The organism is Agaribacterium haliotis, from assembly GCF_002312815.1.
Taxonomy (GTDB): domain Bacteria; phylum Pseudomonadota; class Gammaproteobacteria; order Pseudomonadales; family Cellvibrionaceae; genus Agaribacterium; species Agaribacterium haliotis.
Genome location: NZ_NKQJ01000001.1, coordinates 573865 through 597390 on the forward strand (window position 1 = coordinate 573865; position 23526 = coordinate 597390).

The 23526-nt window shown below is 52.6% G+C and carries 23 protein-coding genes; 11 read left to right on the forward strand and 12 right to left on the reverse strand.

Going from position 1 to position 23526, the window contains the following annotated elements; translation table 11 throughout:
• Positions 1–18 precede the first annotated feature (18 nt).
• A complete protein-coding gene (gene uvrA, locus CFK45_RS02565; protein WP_096084818.1) occupies positions 19–2841 on the forward strand; it encodes an excinuclease ABC subunit UvrA in 2823 nt (940 codons plus the stop codon).
• A 221-nt stretch (positions 2842–3062) separates the two neighbouring features.
• Here the strand turns inward: uvrA and CFK45_RS02570 are convergent, their stop codons facing one another.
• The 4 genes from CFK45_RS02570 to glpX all read right to left on the reverse strand — a co-directional run bounded on the left by CFK45_RS02570 (position 3063) and on the right by glpX (position 8005).
• A complete protein-coding gene (locus CFK45_RS02570) occupies positions 3063–4247 on the reverse strand; it encodes an FAD-dependent oxidoreductase (protein WP_096084819.1) in 1185 nt (394 codons plus the stop codon).
• The gene (locus tag CFK45_RS02575) at positions 4237–4980 is read right to left on the reverse strand and encodes a glycerophosphodiester phosphodiesterase family protein (RefSeq protein WP_096084820.1); all 744 of its coding nucleotides are present in this window, start codon (positions 4978–4980) and stop codon (positions 4237–4239) included. The genes CFK45_RS02570 and CFK45_RS02575 overlap by 11 nt, the downstream gene beginning before the upstream one ends.
• Positions 4981–5062: 82 nt before the next feature.
• On the reverse strand, positions 5063–6823 hold the full coding sequence (locus CFK45_RS02580) for an FGGY family carbohydrate kinase (protein ID WP_158224578.1): 1761 nt from the start codon (positions 6821–6823) through the stop codon (positions 5063–5065).
• 174 nt (positions 6824–6997) lie between these two features.
• A complete protein-coding gene (glpX, locus tag CFK45_RS02585; protein ID WP_096084822.1) occupies positions 6998–8005 on the reverse strand; it encodes a class II fructose-bisphosphatase in 1008 nt (335 codons plus the stop codon).
• An 86-nt stretch (positions 8006–8091) separates the two neighbouring features.
• Between glpX and CFK45_RS02590 the strand changes: the two genes are divergently transcribed.
• From CFK45_RS02590 to CFK45_RS02600, 3 genes are all read left to right on the forward strand, one after another.
• Positions 8092–8658 (forward strand): heme-binding beta-barrel domain-containing protein, encoded by a 567-nt coding sequence (locus CFK45_RS02590; protein ID WP_096084823.1) that lies wholly within the window; start codon positions 8092–8094, stop codon positions 8656–8658.
• 111 nt (positions 8659–8769) lie between these two features.
• Positions 8770–9738, forward strand: coding sequence for an ion channel (locus tag CFK45_RS02595; RefSeq protein ID WP_096084907.1), 969 nt, complete (start codon positions 8770–8772; stop codon positions 9736–9738).
• A gap of 91 nt (positions 9739–9829) precedes the next feature.
• Positions 9830–10855, forward strand: coding sequence for a phospholipase A (locus CFK45_RS02600; RefSeq protein WP_096084824.1), 1026 nt, complete (start codon positions 9830–9832; stop codon positions 10853–10855).
• Positions 10856–10912: 57 nt separating this feature from the next.
• Here the strand turns inward: CFK45_RS02600 and CFK45_RS02605 are convergent, their stop codons facing one another.
• Genes CFK45_RS02605 through adk form a run of 4 tightly spaced genes read right to left on the reverse strand, consistent with a single transcriptional unit; the run spans position 10913 to position 14411 of the window.
• A complete protein-coding gene (locus tag CFK45_RS02605) occupies positions 10913–12214 on the reverse strand; it encodes a M18 family aminopeptidase (protein WP_096084825.1) in 1302 nt (433 codons plus the stop codon).
• The gene (locus CFK45_RS02610; RefSeq protein WP_096084826.1) at positions 12214–13011 is read right to left on the reverse strand and encodes an undecaprenyl-diphosphate phosphatase; all 798 of its coding nucleotides are present in this window, start codon (positions 13009–13011) and stop codon (positions 12214–12216) included. Before CFK45_RS02610 ends, CFK45_RS02605 begins: the two co-directional genes overlap by 1 nt.
• A 16-nt stretch (positions 13012–13027) precedes the next feature.
• On the reverse strand, positions 13028–13741 hold the full coding sequence (tsaB, locus tag CFK45_RS02615) for a tRNA (adenosine(37)-N6)-threonylcarbamoyltransferase complex dimerization subunit type 1 TsaB (RefSeq protein WP_096084827.1): 714 nt from the start codon (positions 13739–13741) through the stop codon (positions 13028–13030).
• Positions 13742–13760: 19 nt separating this feature from the next.
• A complete protein-coding gene (gene adk / locus CFK45_RS02620; protein WP_096084828.1) occupies positions 13761–14411 on the reverse strand; it encodes an adenylate kinase in 651 nt (216 codons plus the stop codon).
• 301 nt (positions 14412–14712) lie between these two features.
• Here adk and CFK45_RS02625 point away from each other — a divergent pair, with 301 nt between their 5' ends.
• Positions 14713–15285: a DTW domain-containing protein gene (locus tag CFK45_RS02625; protein ID WP_158224579.1), complete on the forward strand. Its 573-nt coding sequence runs from the start codon at positions 14713–14715 to the stop codon at positions 15283–15285.
• A 59-nt stretch (positions 15286–15344) separates the two neighbouring features.
• Here the strand turns inward: CFK45_RS02625 and CFK45_RS02630 are convergent, their stop codons facing one another.
• On the reverse strand, positions 15345–15671 hold the full coding sequence (locus CFK45_RS02630) for a cupin domain-containing protein (protein WP_204378396.1): 327 nt from the start codon (positions 15669–15671) through the stop codon (positions 15345–15347).
• A 168-nt stretch (positions 15672–15839) separates the two neighbouring features.
• Between CFK45_RS02630 and CFK45_RS02635 the strand changes: the two genes are divergently transcribed.
• Positions 15840–16043, forward strand: a complete 204-nt coding sequence (locus CFK45_RS02635; RefSeq protein ID WP_096084830.1) for a (2Fe-2S)-binding protein — start codon at positions 15840–15842, stop codon at positions 16041–16043.
• Positions 16044–16189: 146 nt separating this feature from the next.
• Positions 16190–16453 carry a DUF4404 family protein gene (locus CFK45_RS02640; protein WP_096084831.1) on the forward strand — a complete coding sequence of 88 codons (264 nt, stop codon included), beginning with the start codon at positions 16190–16192 and terminating at the stop codon, positions 16451–16453.
• 248 nt (positions 16454–16701) lie between these two features.
• Here CFK45_RS02640 and aspS read toward each other — a convergent pair whose 3' ends face one another.
• Complete coding sequence (gene aspS / locus CFK45_RS02645; protein ID WP_096084832.1) at positions 16702–18489, reverse strand: aspartate--tRNA ligase; 1788 nt, start codon at positions 18487–18489, stop codon at positions 16702–16704.
• 50 nt (positions 18490–18539) lie between these two features.
• Positions 18540–18788 (reverse strand): FmdB family zinc ribbon protein, encoded by a 249-nt coding sequence (locus CFK45_RS02650; RefSeq protein ID WP_096084833.1) that lies wholly within the window; start codon positions 18786–18788, stop codon positions 18540–18542.
• Between the two features lie 213 nt (positions 18789–19001).
• Here CFK45_RS02650 and CFK45_RS18600 point away from each other — a divergent pair, with 213 nt between their 5' ends.
• A complete protein-coding gene (locus tag CFK45_RS18600; RefSeq protein WP_096084834.1) occupies positions 19002–19832 on the forward strand; it encodes an FHA domain-containing protein in 831 nt (276 codons plus the stop codon).
• A 293-nt stretch (positions 19833–20125) separates the two neighbouring features.
• The gene (locus CFK45_RS02660) at positions 20126–20518 is read left to right on the forward strand and encodes an HU family DNA-binding protein (RefSeq protein WP_096084909.1); all 393 of its coding nucleotides are present in this window, start codon (positions 20126–20128) and stop codon (positions 20516–20518) included.
• A 94-nt stretch (positions 20519–20612) separates the two neighbouring features.
• Here CFK45_RS02660 and CFK45_RS02665 read toward each other — a convergent pair whose 3' ends face one another.
• Positions 20613–21080, reverse strand: coding sequence for an HIT domain-containing protein (locus tag CFK45_RS02665; protein ID WP_096084835.1), 468 nt, complete (start codon positions 21078–21080; stop codon positions 20613–20615).
• 105 nt (positions 21081–21185) lie between these two features.
• Here CFK45_RS02665 and CFK45_RS02670 point away from each other — a divergent pair, with 105 nt between their 5' ends.
• A complete protein-coding gene (locus tag CFK45_RS02670; RefSeq protein WP_096084910.1) occupies positions 21186–22943 on the forward strand; it encodes a proline--tRNA ligase in 1758 nt (585 codons plus the stop codon).
• Complete coding sequence (locus CFK45_RS02675) at positions 22910–23488, forward strand: lytic transglycosylase domain-containing protein (RefSeq protein ID WP_096084836.1); 579 nt, start codon at positions 22910–22912, stop codon at positions 23486–23488. The genes CFK45_RS02670 and CFK45_RS02675 overlap by 34 nt, the downstream gene beginning before the upstream one ends.
• The last annotated feature ends 38 nt before the right edge of the window (positions 23489–23526 follow it).

Genomic DNA, 23526 nt, shown 5'->3' on the forward strand with positions numbered 1-23526 from the left:
CTAAACAAGGGCTCAGGCGTGGAAAAAATCGTCGTTGAGGGTGCGCGCACGCACAATCTCAAAAACATCAATGTAAGCATTCCCCGTGACCAACTGATCGTCATTACCGGCTTGAGCGGCTCGGGCAAGAGCTCTCTGGCCTTTGATACGCTCTATGCAGAGGGGCAGCGACGCTACGTTGAGTCACTGTCTACTTACGCCCGGCAGTTTCTGTCGATGATGGAAAAACCCGATGTCGACCATATCGAAGGCCTGAGCCCGGCGATCTCCATCGAGCAAAAAAGTACCTCGCACAACCCCCGCTCCACAGTCGGAACCATTACCGAAATATACGACTACCTGCGCTTGTTGTTTGCGCGTGTTGGCGAACCGCGCTGCCCGATACACAACGAACCACTGGCTGCACAAACTGTGTCGCAAATGGTCGATCAACTGCTGGCCCTGCCCGAGGGCAGCAAATTGATGTTATTAGCACCGATCATTAAAGAGCGCAAAGGCGAGCACTTACACGTGCTCGAAAACCTGCGTCGCGACGGCTATATTCGCGCGCGTATCGACGGCCTCGTCGTCGATCTCGACGACGCGCCCAAACTCGACAAACGCAAAAAGCACAGCATTGATGTAGTGATTGATCGCTTTAAGATTCGCGACGACATCAGTGTGCGTCTCGCAGAGAGCATCGAAACTGCGATTGCGCTTAGCGACGGCATTGTTATCGCAGCCGATATGGACGGCGAGCGCGAAGACCAGCTATTTTCCGCCCGCCACAGCTGCCCGCACTGCGATTACGCTCTCGGCGAATTAGAGCCGCGCCTGTTCTCGTTTAACAATCCAGCAGGGGCCTGCTCAAGCTGCGACGGTCTCGGCGTTAAACAGTATTTTAGCGAAGAGCTGATTGTGCAGTTCCCCGAGGCCTCGCTCGCCGATGGCGCCATCCGCGGCTGGGATAGACGCAACCTTTATTATTTTCACATGCTGAAAAGCCTTGGCGAACACTACGGCTTTGACATAGAAACACCGTGGAAAAAACTGCGTAAAAAACATAGAGAAGCGGTTTTATACGGTTCAGGCAGCGAGGAAATTGACTTTCGCTACGTCAACGACCGCGGCAATGTTTACGAGCGCAGCCACAGCTTCGAAGGTGTTATCCCCAACTTTGAACGCCGTTTTCGCGACACGGAGAGTAATTCGGTGCGCGAAGAGCTGGCCAAGTTTTTATCAACCAGCGAATGTCCAAGCTGCGGCGGCGCGCGTTTGCGCGAGGAAGCTCGCCACGTTTTTATCAACGAACAAAACCTACCCGAGCTGACAACCCTGCCCATCGGCGAAGCCTTTGATTATTTTAACCAACTGAGCTTCAGCGGCGCCAAACACGAAATTGCTGAAAAGATTATCAAAGAGCTGCAGGACAGGCTGCGCTTTTTGGTGGATGTTGGCCTGAACTACCTAACCTTGAACCGCAGCGCTGAAACCTTAAGCGGCGGCGAAGCTCAGCGAATCCGCCTGGCAAGCCAAATCGGCGCCGGCCTTGTCGGTGTTATGTACATTCTCGACGAACCATCGATTGGCTTGCACCAGCGCGATAACGACAGGCTGCTAAAAACGCTGACCCATCTGCGCGACCTCGGCAACACCGTTATTGTTGTTGAGCACGACGAAGATGCTATTCGCAGCGCCGACTACATCCTCGACATCGGCCCCGGCGCCGGTGTACACGGTGGAGAAGTCATTGCTCAGGGCAGCTATAAACAGGTCGTCAAAAATAAAAAGAGCCTGACAGCCGACTATCTTAGCGGCCGTAAAAAGATTGAAGTTCCAGCAGTGCGCACAAGCTTCGAGCAAGACAAAATGCTGCACATCAGCGGCGCCTCGGGCAACAACCTGCAAAATGTCGACTTGAGCATTCCTCTGGGAGTGATGACCTGCATCACCGGAGTCAGCGGTTCGGGCAAAAGTACCCTGATCAATCGCACGCTATACCCACTGGCAGCGACGGCTCTGAATAAAGCGACAACACTAAAAGCCGCCGCCCACAAAAAAATTGACGGCCTGCAACTGCTCGATAAATGTGTCGACATCGACCAGAGCCCGATTGGCCGCACTCCGCGCTCCAACCCGGCAACCTACACCGGCATTTTTACACCGGTGCGCGAGCTGTTTGCCGGCACCCAAGAAGCCCGCTCACGCGGCTATAAGCCGGGTCGCTTTAGCTTTAATGTTAAAGGTGGGCGCTGCGAAGCCTGCCAAGGCGACGGAGTAGTTAAAGTTGAGATGCACTTTTTGCCCGATATTTACGTGCCCTGCGACGTCTGTAAGGGCAAGCGCTATAACCGAGAAACCCTGGAAATTAAATACAAAGGCAAAAATATCCACGAGGTACTCGACCTGACCGTCGAGGACGCGCGCGAATTTTTTGATGCCATTCCCGCCATCGCTAAAAAATTGCAGACACTTATCGATGTTGGCTTAAGTTACATTCGCCTCGGCCAGGCGGCCACGACCTTAAGTGGTGGTGAAGCCCAGCGCGTCAAACTCGCCAAAGAGTTAAGCAAGCGCGACACCGGCCAAACCCTCTATATTCTCGACGAGCCAACCACAGGCCTGCACTTTCACGATATTCAACAATTGCTGGCGGTGCTGCACCGCCTGCGCGATCACGGCAACACCATTGTTGTTATTGAGCACAACCTCGATGTTATCAAAACCGCTGACTGGATCGTCGATCTTGGCCCCGAAGGTGGTTCGGGTGGCGGCCTGATTATCGCTGAAGGCACTCCGGAGCAAGTTAGTCGCAATAAAAAGAGCCATACAGGCCGATTTTTAGCTCCGATGCTCAGTTAGAAGGCAATAAAAGAAACGTTTGAGCTATTGGCGCAAACCAGCCGCGTTACAACAGCTATTTTATCGAGGCTATTCACTCCGCCCTCGATATTATCAAGCCGGAAACCAAGCAGTGCAGCCACGATAAACAGAGGCTGCACTGCTTGGCGGCTCTTGAGCGCGGCGTGGGCGCCTGGTTACCCTAGGAGCCAACAAAAAGCTACTCTCAAACTAGCAGAAAATTATTTTTGCAAAAAAAGCGTGCGAGTCGAACGCAAGCTGGCTTTATAACCCAAAGCCCGGGCCAATGCCGGAAGCAATTGCTCAGCATAGAGCCGGTAGGTCGTTAACTTGCCACCACAAATTGCCCAGTACGCGCCAAAATCACTCTCGTGCCAAACAACATGCTCGCGACCTGCGGCGTGCATTTTTTCTTTGCACGCGGCAAGCACACGGGAGCCACAAAAGCTCGCCACTAACTCATCTGCAGAAAGTGACCGAGCGGGAAAATAATAATTGTGAACGGCAATTAAATAGTGCAGTTCTTGCTCACTGCACGCGAGCGTTTCCAGCTCACCGTCGTCTTGCAGCTGTTTTTCAGTCGTCCCGATTAACAGCTTGCCCTGCCACGGTAAAACAAAAACTGGCCGACCGTCCTCCGGGGACTCGAGATAACAGTGACGGTAATCAGCCTTTAAAGAAAAGAGTACATGGCTGCCGGCAAGCTTACTGATATTCAACGCCTTGGGCAAAGGCTGCAATGCCCCGTGTACACGATCAACCCAGGGACCCGCCGCATTAATTACAACTCGCGAACGCATATTAAACGCCGAACCTCGCAATTCAAAACCCTGCTCAGTCTTGCAAATTCTGTCGACCTCGGTGCAAAAAAACAGCTTGGCACCCAGAGCTTTTGCGCTTTTTAATACCGCTAAACCGAGCGCCCTATCGTCTGTTTGTGCGTCGTTATAAATAAACAACGCACTTAACCGGTCACAATTAAGCCCCGCTTCAGATGCTTTTTTTTGCGCACGCTTGCCCCAGAACACAGAAAATGCGCCATCGCGACAAAAACCAGCCAGGGCCCAGTAACACAATAAACCCAAAGCAATACACCAAAAGCTACGAACACTGTGTTTATAAACCGGAAGGTAAAAAGGCTGCAGGCGAACCAAATCCGGCGCCAGCTTGCACAACAAGCGCCGCTCCTTTAAGCACTGACGCACCAGTGCAAATTTACCCTGCTCTAAATAACGCAAGCCGCCGTGAATAAGCTTAGTGCTGCGGCTCGACGTTTGCGTGAGCGGCTCGGGCATTTTTTCAACAACGGCCACCTTCCAGCCCTGCAACGAACACGCTTGCGCCAGGCCAAGGCCCTGAATGCCGGCGCCAATGATGGCAACATCATATTCATCACTAGAGCTCATAAGAACGCCAATCTCTCATTAATTTATCGACATCCCAACTTTCCACCCAATATAAGCCGCGCTGCTGCCAGAGCTTTAATTCTCGGGCGCCACTTATGTCATATAGCATCCACTGCCAGGGGCCCGTAAACAACGGCTCGTTAATCTTGTTTTTGTTGCAAATAAGAAAATCAGGCTGTAACTCACTGGCGATATTTAAACTGTGATTATCGTAAGTGCTCAATACCCAACCGCAGCGAAGCTTCGAGCAGCACGCTTTAAATTCCGCCAAAAATTGCTCGTCGTAGCTGATAAACACCACTCGCTCACACCACTTTTCAGCCAGTACCGATTGAGCTTCATTCAGAAGTGACGCAAACACCTCGGTATAAGTGAAGTGATGAAAGACCTCTCTTTTAATTTCTGCAAAGAACAATTTCCCTGGGTAATTACGCATCAGACTTAAAGCATCAGTAAAGCGGCTAATACGACAGGGAAAATACTTTTCAGCAAAACGCTCGGGTTCGTGCACACTGATATGCTTCAGTTGAGCCGAATCGAGCTCAACTAATTTACTGCGACTGCGCGAGGTGCGGCTCAAACACACATCGTGCAGAAGAAAAGCGTGTTTATCGGCGCTAAATTGTAAGTCACACTCCACTGCATCCGCGCCGCGCTGCAAAGCGCGGGCAAGTGCCAGCAGGGTGTTTTCTGGATACAGAGCCGCAAGACCGCGATGCGCAACAAATTTCATAATATTTCACTCAAGCCCAAAGGCGCCGGTATTTGGCACGGACAAAAACCAACAAACGCTGCTAGCCAAAGGCAAAAACGGATTAAAGCTCACAGCTGGCTCCGAGCTCACGCCGCATTAACGCTCGCCAACAGGCAAAGCGCCGTTTCAAAGCCGGCACATTAATAGCTGCCTTTTGTAGGCATTGCTTTTGTAGGCATTGCTTATGTAGCGCCGGCCTTAGTCGCTTGGGCTTTAACGCCTCTGCTGTCAGCGTTTCACCAGCAAGGGCGGCGCCACCCGAAACCGACAGTTCTGTCTGTGTTAATAGGTAAATTTTCAAGCCGGATAAAACACAGAGCCTATCTGTTAAAAAGCGGCTTCGCGCCAAACCTCCGCTGAGATAGAGCCGCTGCAACTGCATCAAGTTAGTATTGCAAAGCAACATAAAAACAATACTCTCCAGCAGGGCTTGCGCTCTAAACCTAAGCTCGGCACTTGGGCACTGGCAGGGCAATTCAGCCCCGCGCAGATTAAAAAAGCGCAGCGGCTCGCCACGCTCGACCTGCCACCAAGGTGAAGCGAGGCCACCACACTGATTTAAGCAGCAGTAATCTAGTTCGCCCTCCCCTTGTGTGTCGTCAACATCGCAAATTAAATCCCGCTGGCTGTCATAGGCTCCGCTTAACTCAAGCCAGCGCGCCAAAGCACTGCCACAGCCGTTAATGCAGGCTTCCTCGGCCTCATACCGCCGAACCTTATCGCTGACGATCAGAGTCTGAAGTAAACGCTTGTGCGCTTTTTGTGTCGTCGTTAATGCTTTTAGAATAAAGGCCCCGGTGCCCAAATTAAGTAGCGCCGAATCGCGCTGAAGAGACTCGGGCAAAATCTGCTGCAAAGCAAAAAAAGCCGCGTTCTGGTCGCCAATCACAACGGATAACTCAGGTGCTTTGTTTGTAGGCCGGATATTATTAACGGGCGCTTTTGTCGTCGCCGTGGAAGCTGCATGCTTAACATCGACATTGCTTGATACGGTATTTTTAATACGCCCCCACTTGCGCAGAACAGGAAGTGGCTTCGGCAGCGGTGCCAGCGACACATTAAAGATAGCGGCAAGTTCGACATCCCAATTTGCCTCTGAGCGATTCCACAACAAGCTGCGAGCAGCGTGGCTCTCGTCACAGAAAAAATCTTGGTGTTTATCGGTTAACAGCGATTGTAGCCAGCAGGCTAAAGGACCAAAACAAAACGGGCTTAATATATCGTCGCCCGCTGCACGGTGCCTTTTTTGTAGCAAGCCTTGTTGTAGCAAGCTTTGTTGTAGCAGGCCTTCTTGTTCCAGGTTCTCTTGCAACAGGTTCTCTTGCAACAGGTTCTCTTGCAACACGCTCTGTTGCAAAAAGGCCAGTTTGAGGGCGGCACAATGCGCATTTGGCCAAAGCCCACTTCGCTGCTTGAGCTGTGATAATTGATCCGCGCTAAGCTGCTCAAGCGAGCCCGCCGCTCGAGTATCCATCCAACTGAGAATCGGGCTTCGGGGCTGCAGTGAATCGCGCTGCCAAGCGAGCACACTCGAGCGCTGACAAACCAAAGCCGCCCGGGTAAACACATAAACCTTGGATATTTTGTACAGGCAGGCAAATAGAGCATCTCGAACTTGCCGGGCATCCTGCTCAACCCGCCCCGAGCCGCGCTCACCGTGCCGAAGGGCAATGCCGTGCTGTTCAATTGCGACAATACGGTTGTTGCAAACGGCCGCCGCCCTGACGGACTGGGTTCCGACATCAAAGACCAGCGTGCACGCCGGTGCTTGTTTTCCAATAACGTCTTTAACAACGTTGTTAATAACAACTTGCCCAGGCACAGCCCCTCCACGCGCAACACAAACGCGAGCTTTAACCCTATAAATAGAGCCTAGGAGTTTTATTGCATCGAAGCGAATGCAAACCCGAGCGATCAATCAGAGGCAGCAGCTTTTTCGCCCCTACCATCTCGTTTCATCATTAAGTGAACAGTGTTGCGGCCATATACAGCCTGATTAACGCACAAGCGCTTGAACCTCACGGGCTTTGCGCTCGAGATGATGGCGCGAGCGAATTTGCCTCACTGTCCCCGAAGCGCCGCTGACAACCAGGGTCTCGGTGCTGGCAAGATCGCCATTGCGCTGCACACCGTCGACCAACTCACCTTTAGTAATGCCAGTCATTGAGAAGACCACCTGATCGGTCGACACCAGGCTCTGCAAATCTAAAACACTATCGATTTGCACCCCCATCGCCTCACAGCGTAAACGCTCTTGCTGCTCTATGCGCCTAGTCTCGTCACTTTCGCCTTTGGCCTGCGTTCGCGGCACCAGCCTAGCTTGCATATCGCCGCCAAGCGCACGCATTGCTGCGGCGCTAATCACACCTTCAGGCGCGCCGCCCATGCAATACATCATGTCGACATCACTCTGATCAAAGCAGCACAGCAGCGACGCCGCCACATCGCCGTCGGGTATTGCAAATACACGCACTCCGAGACTGTGCAAAGCGTCGATTTGCGCTTGATGCCGGGGCTTGGCAAGCGTGATTAAAGTCATATCCTGCAGCGCTTTGCCCGCTGCTGTCGCTACATTTTTTACGTTGCTGACAATGTCTAAGTTCAGGTCAATGACTCCACGGCCAGAAGGGCCTGCGCAGAGTTTTTCCATATACATATCGGGCGCGGCTAACAACCCACCTTTGTCGGCTGCGGCCAATACCGCCACGGCACCGCTCTGCCCCATGGCCGTCATACGAGTGCCGTCGATGGGGTCGACGGCAATGTCAATTGCCTCACCGCCTAAACCGAGTTTTTCACCGATATACAGCATCGGCGCATCGTCAATTTCCCCTTCGCCGATCACGATCTCACCTTGCATATGCGCCTGGTTTAACAACAGCCGCATCGTCTCAACCGCTGCGGCATCAGCGGTGTGCTTGTCACCGCGACCGAGCCATTTGTAGGCCGCGAGAGCTGCCTCTTCGGTAACACGAGAAAAATGTAGAGCGAGATCAGGATTCATAAGAGTTTCACTGTTAAAACGGGGCCGATTTGGGCCGGCATGGTAGCATAAGCCCCGCCATGCAGTATTAACCCGAAGGAGCATCTATGAGCGAGATCAACGGCATCGACTACGGCCCCCTGGCCGCACTAATAGGTAAATGGTACGGCGAGCGAGGCATGGACATTGCCCCTGAGCGCGATGGCCCCGATGAGAACCCCTATTGTGACGAACTGACCTTTGTCCCGTCAGGCCCGGCCGAAAATGCCGAAGAACAGGCGCTGGTCAGCTTGCGTTATCACCACGTTGTGCGCAAAAAGAAAAACGGACAAATCTTTCACGAGCAAATCGGCCACTGGATTTACGAACCCGCCACCGCGCTGCTGATGCACTCGCTGAGCATTCCCAGAGGCGTCACCCTGCTCGCTGGCGGCGTCGCAGAACAACAGGGCCAAAGCTGGCAATTTAAAGCCCGGGCCTCGGCCGACAACCAGGACTTTGGCATCGCCCAGAGCCCGTTTATGCTGGAAAAAGCCCAAACCAAAGCCTTTGAAATCGAAATGCAGCTAAGTGATAACGAACTTCGTTATCAGCAAATCACCTCGCTGTTTATTTACGGCAAAGATTTTGAACACAAAGACAGCAGTGTGTTAACACGCTTGATTTACGCTTAAACCTACACTTACAAAAACTCAATGAGCCCGTCCGAACAAGGTCTACACTTAGCTTTGCTCGAACTTATTTCAGACCCGCGCGGCAAGCACCGGGAAGCAATAGGAGGGCTCATGACTCAAGTTCCGTGCAACTACAAAGGCCCGAATGGTGAACGCTGTGATGACAACGCCGAACACGACGGCTTGTGTTACTGGCACAGCAGCAAAACCAAAACCGACAGCGATCTGGCTGAGCGCCTAGAAAAACGCGCACGCAGCGGTAAAGCCATGGTTGGCTTTAATTTACGCCGAGCGAATTTAAGTGGTATTGACCTAGTGAACCACGGCCACAGCCAAGGCTTTAAGTTGCAACACTGCGACCTGTACCGCTGCCAGCTCGATCGCGCCCACCTGTTTCAACTTGACCTCAGCTCCAGCTCACTAATGAAAGCCAATGTCAGCCACAGCAACTTAAACCGCGCTAATTTAAGCCACTGCAATTTACTCGGGGTGATGCTCGACGGAGCCAAATTAGACAATGTTCAGTGGCACGATAGTGTTTACCAAGAGCAACTGGCGCTGCGCGCCAAGCCTGGCAGCGACGAGCAGCAAGACTTTTTTGAACAGGCCGAAGAAATTTATCGCAACTTGCGCCGCACTATGGAAAGCCAGGGCCTGTTTGAAAATGCCGGCTACTTTTTTAAGCGTGAAATGGTGGTACGCCGCTATCAACTGCCGCGTTTTAGTTTAAAGCGCATCTACTCAAAAATCGTCGATTTATTTTGCGGCTACGGTGAAGAGCCCATGCGAGTGGTCGCGTTCTCATTAGTTATTATTTTCTCGTTTGCCCTGTTGTATTTTTGTGCAGGCGTCAACGACGGCGATACCTTGATAAAAATTAGCCCAAGCGCCGGCCTGCGCCACAACCTCGAGCAGTTTTTACATATGCTCTATTTTAGTGTTGTCACCTTCACAACCTTGGGTTATGGCGATCTCAGCCCGGTGGGTATTACCCGCGCCTTTGCCGCTATCGAGGCATTTATTGGCAGCTTTACACTGGCCTTGTTTGTGGTGGTATTTGTCAAAAAGATGACCCGTTAGTTTAAGCCCTGGATACAGGCTGCGCACTGGTTCTGTGTCAACGATAAATGCTAGGCTGGAGCCTTTAATTGTACCTTACGGCTCAAACCCAATGCTTTGCTTTCGCTACCGCACTATTTTCACCACTTGTTTTGCAATCCCCCTACTTAACTTCAGCCTAACTGCACACGCGCAAAACACCGGTGCGTTTCAAAATAATAAGCAGCAAACTGATGCAAGCTATAACAACTGCATTTTAACCCTTGTCGACGAGCACGCTCATCTAAGCGCAGAGAAAATAACCAGCATCTGCACCGACGTAAATGAGCTCGAGCCTCAGCAGCGAGAAAGTACGATGGCCGAACGCATCGTCGATGAAAAAACCAGCCTCTACGATCCATTTTCACTTACCGCACACAAACCCAACTACGTGCTGCCGCTCTCTTACAACGCCAATCACAACAGTGAGCACTATGACAGCTTCGAAGAGTTTCCGATTCAAGATGTCGAAATGCAGTTTCAAGTCAGCGTTAAATTCCCGCTGTGGAGCAATATTTACGGCAAAGACTTCAGTTTTTTAGCTGCCTACAGCGCACGCTCATTTTGGCAGGCCTACAACAGCGACTTTAGCCGCTTGTTTCGCGACACCAATTACGAACCCGAAGCCTGGCTGGAGTGGCACCCGAACGACTACGCCCTAGGTTCAGCCAAGCTGCGCTGGCTGCGCGGCGGCTTTGTACACCAGAGCAATGGCCAAGCCGGTGGCATCTCGCGCAGCTGGAACCGTATTTTTGCCGAAGCCGCCGTCGATTGGCGCAACTATATGTTCAGCCTGAAACCTTGGTACCGCCTGCCCGAGCCGGAAGATGAAGACGATAATCCAGATATTGAGCAATATCTCGGCAACTTTGAATTTTTAACTGCTCGCCGTTTTGGCGAACACACAGTGTCGATGATGCTGCGCAATAATTTGCGCAGAGAAAACAAAGGCGCAGTCGAGCTGAGTTGGTCAATACCGATGGGCGAGAAGGTCAAAGCCTATGTTAAATATTTTAATGGTTACGGTGAGACCATGCTGAATTACGACCACCGCTCAGAGCGCTATTCACTGGGTTTTGTTGTCGCCGACTGGCTCTGAATGACTTAACAGAGGGCAAGCGCCCTCTGTTAAAGGTTTTGAACTTTAATCGCTAAACTAAAATGGGATTTTTTCACAGGCGATAAAACGATCGAGCAAGGCCCGCATCGTATGCGCATCGTCGACCCCGGCGAGCTCGCGACAACTGTGCATAGCAAACTGAGCATTGCCGATATCCACCGCCTTGATACCGCTGTTGCTCGCCGTCAGTGGGCCAATGGTTGAACCGCAGCGCATATCCGCGCGGGTGACAAAACTCTGCAGTGCGAGCGCCGGCTCTTTCGCTGCCAGCCAACGCACAAAGGCCGCTGTATCACTGCTGGTGGCGTAACTCTGGTCGGCATCAAACTTAATCACCGGGCCGGCATTGATCAGCGGGCCGTGATTATCATCGTGCTTGTCACTGTAATTCGGGTGTACGCCGTGGCTATTGTCGATGCTGAGCATCATTGAATTGCGCACGAGCTGTTGGCGCTGCGCCGCTTCGGGCACAAGGCGCGCAAGTAAATCGTTCAACAGCGTGCCCTGAGCGCCAGCCTCGGTGCGCGAGCCGATTTCTTCGTGGTCGTTACACATCAATACAGTCGTCTGCTCAACACCGGCATGGCGAATTGCATCGGCCGCCAGCCAGCAACTGAGCAGGTTGTCGAGGCGGGCACTGGCAATAAACTCATCGTGAAGACCAATGGTCGCCGGCGCCTGCACATCGTAAAAACTAAGATTAAAATCGAGCACCTCGACAAAGTTGAGCTCGGGGTGTTCAACCTTCACTTCAGCCAGCAGCAGGTCTCGAAAACTAAAGTCCTCGCGCAAACCCGACAACAGTGCATTCATTTCTTTTTGCGCGTTGACGCTCTTATTTTTATTGGCCTCTCGGTTCAGATGAATAGCCAGGCTCGGAATGGTCGCAATGGCTTTTTCAAAATTGATCAGCGCCGACACCAGCTTGCCGTCTTCATCCACGCCAGAAACTTTGCCCGCAAGGCTCAAGTCCCGGTCAAACCACGGGTTTAATAAAGCACCGCCGTACACTTCAATGCCGAGGCGACTATAACCTTTGTTATTTAACTCAGGGCTCGGTTTGACCTTTAAACAGGGGCTATCGGTGTGAGCTCCCAGCAGGCGCAAACCTCGCTCAGCCATATCCTGACCAACAATAAAAGCAACAAAACTCGCATCGGAGCGCGTGTAAAAATAACGCCCCCCCTTTTTAAGCTGCCAGGTTTGTTTTTCGTCGAGGCGCAAAAAACCTTCGCTTTCCATCATCTGCGCCAGGTTTTCAGCCGCGTGGTAGGGGCTCGGAGAAGCGTTGATAAAACCGAGCAGGCCGTCGATATCGGTTGTCGAGTTCACAGTCATTAAAACACCATCATCGCAATAAGCACCGCACCTAAAGCTAATCGATACCAGACAAAAGGCATCATGCCGATACGGTTAATAAAACTTAGAAAGTAGTGAATACAAAGATAGGCGCTGATGGCCGATACCACTACTCCTACCGCAATCGCCGCCCAGTCAACATCGTGACCATCTAGCAACTCCAGCCCTTTAAAAGCACCGGAAAGCACGATAATAGGCACCGACATAAAAAACGAAAACTTCGCCGCGGATTCGCGATTAAAACCCAGTAGCAGCGCCGCGGTAATGGTAATGCCCGAGCGCGAAGTACCGGGCACCAAGGCCAGGGCCTGAGCACAACCAATAATCAGCGCCGCTTTTAAGCCAATATCAAATAGCTCTTTATTAAACGACGCTTTTTTATCGGCATAAGCCAGCAGCAAAGCAAAAATGATGGTCGTCGCGGCGATAACCGCAGCCGAACGCAAGTTCGCTTCTATAAAATCGTTAAACAATAAACCGGCAAGCCCGGCCGGTACCGTTGCCGCAACCAGCATCCACGCAAGGTGAGCGTAGGGGTCGCTAAAGTTACCCGTTAAGCTCTGCACGCCACCTTTAAGCAAGGCGGCAAGATCTTTGTGAAAATACAGCACAACCGCACTTAGGGTGCCGACGTGCACAGCGACATCAAAAGCCAAACCCTGATCCGGCCAGCCGAGTACCTCTTTGGGTAAAATCAGGTGACCAGAACTAGAAATAGGTAAAAACTCGGTAATGCCCTGAATAAGCGCCAGGACCAGCGCATGAACGATATCCATATGCGGGAGTCTACAGCTAGAGTAAAGGGGCCTCGCTGCGAATACGCTGGCGTTTTTGCCAGGCAACTTCGTTGCGAAGATAAAGGGGCTCAAGCTTATCAGCCGCAACTTTGAGTTTATCGAGGCTAGCTTCTTTACTGAGCACCTCAAGCACCGCTTCGGCGCTCGGCTCTATATTCTGATGAAAGCAGTGGAAACGCTCAAGCTCTAGTTCATCTAATTTAAAACCCGAGCCCACGCCGACAAGTTCAGTGTCAAACTGGCGCAGCGCGTGATTAAACTCGGCATAGCCCATCACGCCTTCAGAACCGGCGGGTTTGATCTGCTTGCCATCAAAGTGAAACGCCGCCCAGTACAGCTCTTGCATGCGCGCATCGATGGCACAGACAAGCGTGCAGGGTTCACTCGCTAATGGCAGAGCCCGTTCAGCCAGACAGCGCAGAGAACTGACGCCAATCAGCGGCAAGTTAGCACCGTAGGCAAGGCCCTGAGCCACACTCAGGGCGATGCGAATTCCAGTAAAGGAACCTGGGCCGTGCACCAGCGCGATGGCATCGAGCTGCTGAAGCTCAATACCAGCCTGGCTTAATAGCTGGTCGATAAGGGGAAGTAACGAGCGCGCGTGAGATCGCGGCTCATCGCTGGCCAACGCTATACGCTGACCGCGATAATTTAAGGCAACGGAGCAGCCCTGTGACGAGCTATCGATAGCGAGTAGCGTCTGGTCCATCACCTAAATCCTGACTGAATTAGGAGCGCAGCGCAGCAAACGCGGCCTGTTTGATATCGTCGAGTGCACCGACACCTTCAACGCGGTGGTACTGGCAGCTTGCCCCCTCAGCAGAGAGTTTGCTGTAAAACTCAACCAATGGCTCGGTCTGATCGTGATATACCGCCAGGCGCTTGCGCACGGTTTCTTCTTTGTCGTCGTCGCGCTGAATCAGCGGCTCGCCAGTTTCATCGTCAACGCCCTCGTCTTTTGGCGGGTTGTACACAACGTGATACACGCGGCCGGAGCTTTCGTGTACACGGCGACCGCTAAGGCGTTTGACGATTTCTTCGTCTTCAACATTGATATCGAGAATATGCTCAATTTCTACGCCGGAAGCTTGCAGTGCTTCGGCCTGAGGAATGGTGCGCGGGAAGCCGTCAAACAAAAAACCGTTCTGGCAATCATCTTGAGTGATGCGCTCTTTGACTAAATCAATAATGATATCGTCGCTGACCAGGCCGCCACTGCTCATTATATCTTTAACTTTTAAGCCCAGAGGGCTGCCCGCCTTCACCGCAGCGCGCAGCATATCGCCTGTGGAAATCTGAGGTATACCGAACTCTTCCATAATAAATTTAGCCTGAGTTCCTTTACCTGCGCCTGGCGCACCCAACAAAATTACTCGCATGTTTGGACTTCCTCCACTTGTATGCCTGCAGCATCTGCAGCCAGCTATATGTGCCCCACAATAGAGGCCGACCGCCGGCAGCTGGCACCGACGGCAATAACCACAAAGATAAGATAGCAACTAGGGTCTTGTTGTAACTGAGCGCTCTACAGCCAAAGCTAGCAGGACTGGCGCTTTGCCCCCTAAAATTGAGGGCGTAACGATACACATGCGCATGCACTTAGACAAGTTTTGCCCCCAGTGCCAGATCAATGTTTTTATACTCATCCACCATTACCCAAGTACGAACAGCCGAAGCCCCATGAGCCGCCGCCATTGCCCCACATGCGCCTACCCGTTAACAAACTGCCTCTGCGCAGCCGTGCACCCGGTTGTATGCCGTACCCAAATCGACGTCTTACAGCACCCACGAGAAGCAAAAGCTGCCAAAAACAGCGTGCGCCTGTTAAAACTCTGCCTTAAACAGCAGTTGCGCATTTGGCCGGGGGAAAACGCCGATGATTTTAAAACCCTGCAAAACGAGCTTGGCAGCGCTGCAAACACCGCCTTGTTATACCCTGGCGACAGCGCAGCTCCACTTAGCGCGCTGACTCATTCGAGCCAACAGCAGGCGCCACTTCGTTTATTGCTAATTGATGCGACCTGGCGCAAGGCCTATAAAATGTGGCAACTAAACCCGTGGCTGCACACTCTGCCGCGCTACGAGCTGTGCGGTATCGACTCTAACTACGAAAGAAAAACCAGCATTGCCAATGCGCTCTCAAGCTTAGAATGTGTCAGGCACGCCTTGGCACTGTTAGAACCGGAGCTAGAGCTCAGCGCCCTGGATCATGTTTTTGCTGCACGCCAGCAGCAATTGCGTGCGCCGGGCTAACTAGATGTAACAGGCAAAAAGCCCAAAAATCACGTTACATGCTGAATAATGCTTAAACCTTAAGCTTTGGCATCACAATAATGCAGAGCCAACCAGTGAGCATCGCTACTGCAGTTCTCTACCCGATGCCGGCAAGCCGCGGCGATATGCAGGTAGTCCCCCGCTGCCAGCTCTAACTGCCTGCCATCAGCAAATACTAAGCGCGCACTGCCGCGCAGCAAGCACACCCACTCATCGCGCTCCTGTTCATACCAGAAGCCCTCCGGGCTCGACTGCCCATAAGAGACGATACGCTCCAGTGTAAAAGCCTCTGTTTTAAGCAGCGTACCTGCAACCTCCTCGCTGCCATCACCCAACACATCAAATACATTGTTTACACTCGACACCTTAAACCTCCATCAGACAAGTCAGCCGCCGTCGATCACTCTAAGTCGACCAAGTTTGACCTAAGTCACAACGCGAAACCAAATGAGAATTACTCTTGACTACAGCACAGACAAAACCTAAACTAACCAAGAATCATTCGCATTATTACTTGAGCTAACTTCTTCTTTATGTACGTCTGCCTCTGCAAAGCTGTCACCGACAGCCAAATCAAAAGCGCCGCCGAACAGAGCAATGGCTGCTTTCGCTCCGTGCGCGAGAGCCTGGGCGTGGGCACCGTATGTGGCTCGTGTGCATGTGAAGCCAAGAAGTTAGTCAAAGCCTCCGCGCGCAAGCAACTATCCGACAACAGCTTATTTTATCAACCGGCCTAAAACCCCCTCTCCGACAAGCAGCCCACACAACTCACTGTTTTGCCCACCAGCGCCGTGCTAAGCTGAAGACGCTTACAGGCCATGCCGTCGCTCGTCTTTCTGAGCCTGTTCTAGACTTACTACAGATACACCAGTCGAGGCAGCACATGCATATTGAAGAACTCGGTCGCCAGCTTAAACAGCTTCAAGAAGAACTCGCCTGCCTGCAAGCGGCTGAGCAACACGTACAAGATAAAATCGATCACCTGATTGATGACTTGAACTACGAATTGCAGCACCCCGACGAAATTCCCGAACAGCACGACTTGCGTGATCTTCCAAAAATGCTCGAGAAGTTTGAAACTGAGCACCCTCAACTGACCGATAGCATCAACCGGGTGATGGTGACGCTGTCGAATATGGGGATTTAGCCAGTTGCTACTCGAGTGCGTCGCCTTAAGGGGTTGTTACGCAAAGAGAATTGCACACTAGGTAGCACCAGAGAGAAGGCAAGGTTAAGCGGGTATCCGCCGCAGGGATGCGGCGGCTAAGTCTCCAGGGATGGATTCACCTTGCCTTCTCTCTGATGCGGAATGTGAAGCACCCACTACGCACCTCGGATACAAAAATCCCCAGCCAAGGCCGGGGATTTCCAGTAAGAACGAAGAAGGGGCTGCGCTTAGCCTTCTTTCTTCTCTTCAGGCTTAGCTTTTGCCTTCAAACGAATATTCAACTCGTTTAACTGCTTGGTGTCGACAACACCCGGGGCGTCGGTCATTACACAAGCCGCCGTCTGGGTTTTAGGGAAGGCAATCACGTCACGGATGCTTTCGGCGCCAGTCATCAACATGATCAGGCGATCGAGACCGAAGGCCAGACCACCGTGCGGAGGTGCACCGTACTTCAGAGCGTCTAGCAGGAAGCCAAACTTCTCTTCTTGCTCCTCTTTTTCAATGCCAAGAATACCGAATACAGTCTCCTGCATGGCTTGATCGTGAATACGAACAGAACCACCGCCAAGCTCAGTACCGTTCAGTACCATGTCGTAAGCGCGGCTCAGGGCAGTGCCCGGGTTAGCAGCCAGCTCTTCAGGCGAGCATGAAGGCGCGGTGAACGGATGGTGCAGCGCAGTGAAGGCACCGCCATCGATCTCTTCAAACATCGGGAAGTCGACAACCCACAGAGGCGCCCACTCACAGGTGTACAGGTCGAGGTCTTCGCCGAGTTTGCAGCGCAGTGCGCCGAGAGCGTCGCTAACCACTTTATGGCTGTCAGCGCCGAAGAATACGAGGTCACCAGTTTTGGCGCCTACGCGCTCGAGGATGGACTTAACCACGTCGAGCGGCAGGAACTTAACAATTGGGCTCTGCAGGCCGTTTTCGAGATCGTCGATATCGTTGATCTTGATGTAAGCCAGACCTTTCGCGCCGTACTCGCTAACAAACTTGGTGTAAGCGTCGACTTTCTTACGCGGAATAGAGGCACCGTTGGGCACGTTCATCGCGGTTACGCGGCACTTGGGATCGTTCGCAGGCGCGGCGAATACTTTGAATTCAACGTCTTTGAGCAGGTCTTTAACTTCAACCATCTCCAGCGGAATACGCAGGTCGGGCTTGTCAGAACCGTATTTTTCCATCGCTTCGGCGTAAGGCATGCGCGGGAACTCGCCGAGCTCAATGCCTTTGATTTCGCTAAACAGCTTGGTGATCATGCCTTCGGTCACGCTCATGATCTGCTCTTCGTCCATAAAGCTGGTTTCGAGGTCGATCTGGGTGAATTCTGGCTGACGGTCTGCACGCAGATCTTCGTCGCGGAAACACTTGGCGATTTGGTAATAACGATCAAAACCACTGACCATCAGCAGCTGTTTAAACAGCTGAGGCGACTGAGGCAGAGCAAAGAACTGACCTTCGTGCGTGCGCGAAGGCACGAGGTAGTCGCGGGCACCTTCAGGGGTCGCACGGGTCAAAATCGGGGTTTCGATATCGAGAAAGCCGTTATCGTCGAGGTAGTTGCGAATCGCGTTAGTCACCTTGGAACGCAGACGCAAGTTGTCCTGCATGGCCTGACGACGCAGATCGAGGTAGCGATACTTCAGGCGAACTTCTTCACCGACATTGGTGTGGCCATCGAGCTGGAACGGAACAGTTTCAGCGGCATTCAGAATCTCGAGGTCGAGACCGTAAACTTCGATCTCACCGGTCTTCATATTCGGGTTAACCGTCGCTTCGCTGCGCGCACGGACCTTACCTTTAACCTGCAGCACGTACTCAGAGCGCACTTTATCAGCCAGGGCAAATTTGTCGGCTGCATCCGGATCGAATACCACCTGAACAATGCCTTCACGATCGCGAAGGTCGATAAAGATCACACCGCCGTGATCTCGGCGGCGGTCCACCCAACCGCAAAGGGTGACTTCCTGATCGAGATTGGCTTTGGTTAAGGTTCCGCCGTATACACTGCGCATGCTGATATTCCAATAAAAATAAAGTTAATTAGTTTGCGTAAATCAGTGTCTTAGGCTGATTTACTTTCACCCGAGCTCTTGGGTTTACCGGCGTCACCGGCAAGATTTTTTTTCTTGCCCGACTTAAAGTCGGTCTCATACCAACCACCGCCCTTTAGGCGAAAACCCGCGGCGCTGACTTTTTTACGCAGCTCGGGCTTGGCGCACTTCGGGCAGTCAACCAGCGCTTTATCACTGATTTTTTGCAAAGCTTCAAATTCGTGAGAACACGCTTTGCACTGATATTCGTATATGGGCATCTATCTATACTTCCGCAGCTTTCTATACTGAACTGACTACAGCTATTCTGCCCGGCTTTAGCACTTCGGCGGCAGAAAAGGCGCGGCATTATAGCCCACGCACGGCCGAGGAAAAAGCACCGCCGAACGCTGTGAGCCAGCCTCACTGCCTGGGCTTTCGATCTGGTCGCAAATGTCTATGCTTTTAAAAGAGCCCAAGCAAGCAAATTTAGCGTGAACACCAGCAGCCCCAAACAAGAAAAAACTCAAGTCCAACCGCTGTGCCTTATCTCCACCAAAGACGGCTCACGCTTTGAGCTCGGCAGTGAAACCCTTGTCGGCCGAGAGGTCGAGTGCAAAGTACTGCTGGACTCGCCACTGATCAGCCGCTACCACGCCAAGCTGAGCATCTCCGAGCGGGGGGTCTTAGTTGAAGACCTGAACTCCGCCAATGGTACTTTTGTCAACGGTCGCCGGATCCGCGATATAACCGCCGTCAGTATTGGCGACGAACTGTGCTTTGAAACTCAGCGCTTTCGCTTGACCAGCCCCGAGTCCGGTAACTGCGATGCAACAGCTATGCTCACTCGCCCTTCGCCGAAGGTCGCCTACGAGCAAGATGCCACCATCTATCTGCAACCGGTGACGGCCGCGAAACTACTCGTTCACAACCCGAGCGCAGCTGCCTACGAGGTTAAGCTCGATGCCGACAAAAAAAACTGGTTAATTGGCCGCTCAGCCGCTGCCGACATTCAAATTGACGATGCCAGTATATCGCGCGAACATGCGAGACTCAGGTTAAGCGAAACAGGTTATTACATTGAAACACTGAGCCGCCAACGCCCGCTGCTAATAAACGGCGTGCGACGCAGCCAGTCGGAACTGCGTAGCGGCGACGAAATTCGCCTCGGGCAAAGCCAGCTAAAGCTCTACACTAACGACGATGCCAGGCCCGGCGCCCGAGAAAAGCGCTCCGAGCTTAGTGCAGGCATAAGTTGGCTGCTAACGGCAGCGATTAGCCTAATTGCCATCACCTTGCTACTTCTGTTTATTTTTGCGAGCTGAGCCCACAATAAAATGTGACGATGCGTAACAGCGCGCTAAATAAAACAATATCGACGTCTTGACAGCAAAGCTTAAAAGTCGTTTGAGCCTATAAAACAGCTGGTTTTTGCTTTTTCTTATTGCCAGCGTCCGGCAATTCATCTATGTTTAGCCTTGTTTGCCAGCAGGCAAACTTTAATTTGTGAGGTGGCTCATCGTCCATGACCATCCACGCAGGGAAGCTCGCATTTCAGCGCCCCTGCTATCGCTCCAAATCGACAACAACAGCAAAACAACACCAAACAGGGGAAATCATGGCCGCTCGTAAAGCTCCAGCTAAAAAAGCACCCGCACGCAAAGCATCAGCCAAAGCGCCTGCAGAAAAAAAAATCAAAGCCATTCGCGAACGTTACTCTAAAACTCAAATCTTGAACCAGATCGCTGAGAGCACCGAGCTTAGCCGCAAAGAAGTTAGCGCCGTACTCGAGGAGTTAAGCGATATTATCGAAGGCCATATCAAAAAGCGCTCTTGCGGCGAGTTTGTTATGCCCGGCCTATTTAAAATCGTTACCGTTAAAAAGCCTGCCCGCAAAGCGCGCAAAGGTATCAACCCTTTCACTGGTGAAGAAACCACGTTTGCGGCCAAGCCTGCCAGCACTCAGGTCAAACTGCGCCCGCTGAAAAAGCTTAAAGAAATGGCTGAATAAAATAGCTAAAGCCATGCGCTTAGCTTGTGCTTAAACACAAAAAAGCCCGCACTATGCGGGCTTTTTTGTATCTTTCTTATCAAAACAAAGGTTTTTATGGAGTAAAACCTGCGCTCGATTCGCTGCTAATAGCAACATCTGTCGCCGCTTCAAAGTCCTGCCCAACAAGCGACGCTCTCAGGCGGCTTACACGCTTATCCAGCAGCTCAGGTTCATAAGCCAAAGGCTCGGTCGCCCCCCATACCGCACCGGGCCAGGCCGGATCGCTGTCAAAGCGAGCAACGTGATGTAAGTGCAGCTGCGGTACGCGGTTGCCGAGCGTGGCAACATTCATTTTTGTCGGGGCATAAATCGATGTCATCACCTCACTCAAGTGTGAGCTTTCGCGAATCAATTGCAGCTGATCGTCGTCGTCGAGATGATAAATCTCTCTGATGGCTTCACGTTTTGGTACCAATATCACCCAAGGGTAGTTAGCGTCCTTGTGCAAAAGCACCAAAGACAAGCGAAACTGACCTAGCGCCACCGTATCGGCGGCCAGTTGGGCATGCAATTCAAACATATGCTATTCCTCGCTGCTGTCGCCGATTACAATACGCGACCAAAAGCAATGATGACAAGCGTCCTTGCGACCTTTTTAATTTTAGCTCAAAGCCTGAGGAGCCCCATGCGCGCCAGCAACTTCCTAATCGCCACCACCAAAGAAACCCCGTCTGATGCCGAAGTGATTAGCCATCAGTTGATGTTGCGCGCGGGCATGATCCGCAAATTGGCCTCAGGCCTTTACACCTGGTTGCCACTGGGCCTTCGGGTACTGCGCAAAGTCGAAAACATCGTGCGCGAAGAGATGGACAAAGCCGGTGCCCAGGAAGTCATGATGCCGGTTGTGCAGCCGTCAGAACTCTGGCAGGAAAGCGGCCGCTGGCAGCAGTACGGGCCCGAGCTGCTGCGCATTCAAGATCGGCACGAGCGCCCGTTCTGCCTCGGCCCCACTCACGAAGAAGTGATCACCGAGCTCGCCCGCGGGCAGCTCAGTAGCTACAAACAACTGCCCTGTAATTTCTACCAAATTCAGACTAAATTCCGCGACGAAGTGCGCCCTCGCTTCGGTGTGATGCGCTCGCGAGAATTTATAATGAAAGACGCCTACAGTTTTCATATTGATCAGCCAAGCCTGCAGCAAACTTACGACCTTATGCACGCAACTTACAGCAAGATTTTTTCACGCATAGGCCTGGACTTTCGCCCCGTGCTCGCTGATACCGGCTCCATCGGCGGCTCCAGTTCACACGAATTTCACGTGCTGGCAAGCTCCGGTGAAGACGCTATCGCCGTGAGTACCGACAGCGCTTTTGCCGCCAACGTCGAACTCGCCGAAGCGCTGGCCCCGGAAAAACAAGCCGCCAACGGCCAAGCCGCTGAAGAAGTCGCCACCCCCGGCGCCAAAAGCATTAGCGACGTAGCCAAACTGCTGGGCAAACAAGCGAGTGACTGCGTTAAAACACTTATCGTGCTCGGAGAAAAAGACGAACAAAGCGGCGAACAAGCACTGATCGCACTGGTATTGCGGGGCGATCACGAGCTCAATGACATTAAAGCGGAAAAGATTGCCGGCCTCGCCGCACCACTTTGCTTTGCGCCAGAAGAGCGTATCGCCAAAGAAATTGGCGCTGAAGTTGGCTCTCTCGGCCCGATCGGCCTCGACATACGCTGCATTGTTGACCGCGCCGCCGCGGCGATGGGCAATTTTGTCTGCGGCGCCAACCAAAACGACAAGCACCTTCTCAATGCCAGCTGGCAGAATGAACTTGAAGTAGCCGATCTTCGCAATGTTGTCGTGGGCGATCCGAGCCCCTGCGGCCAGGGCACACTCGACATCAAGCGCGGCATTGAAGTCGGCCATATTTTCCAGCTCGGCACCAAATACAGCGAAGCGATGGGCGCAACAGTACAAGACCCCAACGGCAAAGACGCTACCATGACCATGGGCTGCTACGGTATCGGCGTTACCCGCGTCGTCGCTTCGGCAATTGAGCAGAATCACGATGACAACGGCATTATTTGGCCAAGTGCGATCGCGCCTTTCCAGCTTGCAATTGTGCCAATCAACAAACACAAAAGCGCAGAGTTAGAAGCTTACTGTGAAAAGCTCTACAGCGAGCTCAGCGCCGCCGGCATCGACACCTTGTATATGGACGAAAACAAAGCTCGCTTAGGCGTGATGCTTGCCGATGTTGAACTGATGGGCATACCGCACCGCATCGTTGTTGGCGAGAAGGGCCTGGCCAAGGCGGAAGTCGAATATCGCGGCCGCCGCGATAGCGACAACACCATGCTCAGCACCGAACAACTGCTCGAGGCACTTAAACAACGTATTGGTGGAGACGCTGCATGCTGTGCAGATTCCCAGCCCAGCTGCTGCTAAGCCTCTGCTTGAGTTATGGCGGCGGTCTTTGTGCCGCCGACAAGCCAGACCCGGACGTCGATCCAGAACTCAAGCAGTTGCTGCTGCACGCGGCTAGCACAGCGGACAGCTTTGTTGACCGCTTTGACGCCGAAGTCTGGCTGCTGCAAAAAAGCACCGTGCTCGAAAAGTTTATTAAAGATGCCGACGAGCGCATTAATCTGCTCAAAGAAATTCACGCCGCCGCCAAGCGCGCCGATGTGCCGCCGGAGTTTGTCCTAGCAGTTATCGAAGTCGAGAGCCGCTTCGACCCCTACGCTGTTAGCCGTGTCGGCGCGCAAGGGCTAATGCAGGTAATGCCGTTCTGGAAAAATGAAATTGGCCGCGAGCAGGACAACCTTATCGACCCGGTCACCAACCTGCGCTACGGTTGCACGATACTCAAGTACTATCACGATAGAGCCAAAGGCAGCTGGGTAGAAGCCCTCGCCCGCTATAACGGCAGCTATGGCAAACTCTGGTATCCAGACCTGGTGATGACAGCCTGGCAAAAACACTGGCGTTAGTCTGGTGTTGATATGGTTTGGTGCTTGGTTTGGTGTTT

Bases quoted from the DNA above. Each gene is read 5' to 3' on its own strand.
- CFK45_RS02570 (WP_096084819.1), bottom strand. From the start codon at position 4,247: ATGAGCTCTAGTGATGAATATGATGTTGCCATCATTGGCGCCGGCATT.
- CFK45_RS02575 (WP_096084820.1), bottom strand. From the start codon at position 4,980: ATGAAATTTGTTGCGCATCGCGGTCTTGCGGCTCTGTATCCAGAAAAC.
- glpX (WP_096084822.1), bottom strand. From the start codon at position 8,005: ATGAATCCTGATCTCGCTCTACATTTTTCTCGTGTTACCGAAGAGGCA.
- CFK45_RS02590 (WP_096084823.1), top strand. From the start codon at position 8,092: ATGAGCGAGATCAACGGCATCGACTACGGCCCCCTGGCCGCACTAATA.
- CFK45_RS02595 (WP_096084907.1), top strand. From the start codon at position 8,770: ATGACTCAAGTTCCGTGCAACTACAAAGGCCCGAATGGTGAACGCTGT.
- CFK45_RS02600 (WP_096084824.1), top strand. From the start codon at position 9,830: ATGCTTTGCTTTCGCTACCGCACTATTTTCACCACTTGTTTTGCAATC.
- CFK45_RS02605 (WP_096084825.1), bottom strand. From the start codon at position 12,214: ATGACTGTGAACTCGACAACCGATATCGACGGCCTGCTCGGTTTTATC.
- CFK45_RS02610 (WP_096084826.1), bottom strand. From the start codon at position 13,011: ATGGATATCGTTCATGCGCTGGTCCTGGCGCTTATTCAGGGCATTACC.
- tsaB (WP_096084827.1), bottom strand. From the start codon at position 13,741: ATGGACCAGACGCTACTCGCTATCGATAGCTCGTCACAGGGCTGCTCC.
- adk (WP_096084828.1), bottom strand. From the start codon at position 14,411: ATGCGAGTAATTTTGTTGGGTGCGCCAGGCGCAGGTAAAGGAACTCAG.
- CFK45_RS02625 (WP_158224579.1), top strand. From the start codon at position 14,713: ATGAGCCGCCGCCATTGCCCCACATGCGCCTACCCGTTAACAAACTGC.
- CFK45_RS02635 (WP_096084830.1), top strand. From the start codon at position 15,840: ATGTACGTCTGCCTCTGCAAAGCTGTCACCGACAGCCAAATCAAAAGC.
- CFK45_RS02640 (WP_096084831.1), top strand. From the start codon at position 16,190: ATGCATATTGAAGAACTCGGTCGCCAGCTTAAACAGCTTCAAGAAGAA.
- aspS (WP_096084832.1), bottom strand. From the start codon at position 18,489: ATGCGCAGTGTATACGGCGGAACCTTAACCAAAGCCAATCTCGATCAG.
- CFK45_RS02650 (WP_096084833.1), bottom strand. From the start codon at position 18,788: ATGCCCATATACGAATATCAGTGCAAAGCGTGTTCTCACGAATTTGAA.
- CFK45_RS02660 (WP_096084909.1), top strand. From the start codon at position 20,126: ATGGCCGCTCGTAAAGCTCCAGCTAAAAAAGCACCCGCACGCAAAGCA.
- CFK45_RS02665 (WP_096084835.1), bottom strand. From the start codon at position 21,080: ATGTTTGAATTGCATGCCCAACTGGCCGCCGATACGGTGGCGCTAGGT.
- CFK45_RS02670 (WP_096084910.1), top strand. From the start codon at position 21,186: ATGCGCGCCAGCAACTTCCTAATCGCCACCACCAAAGAAACCCCGTCT.
- CFK45_RS02675 (WP_096084836.1), top strand. From the start codon at position 22,910: ATGCTGTGCAGATTCCCAGCCCAGCTGCTGCTAAGCCTCTGCTTGAGT.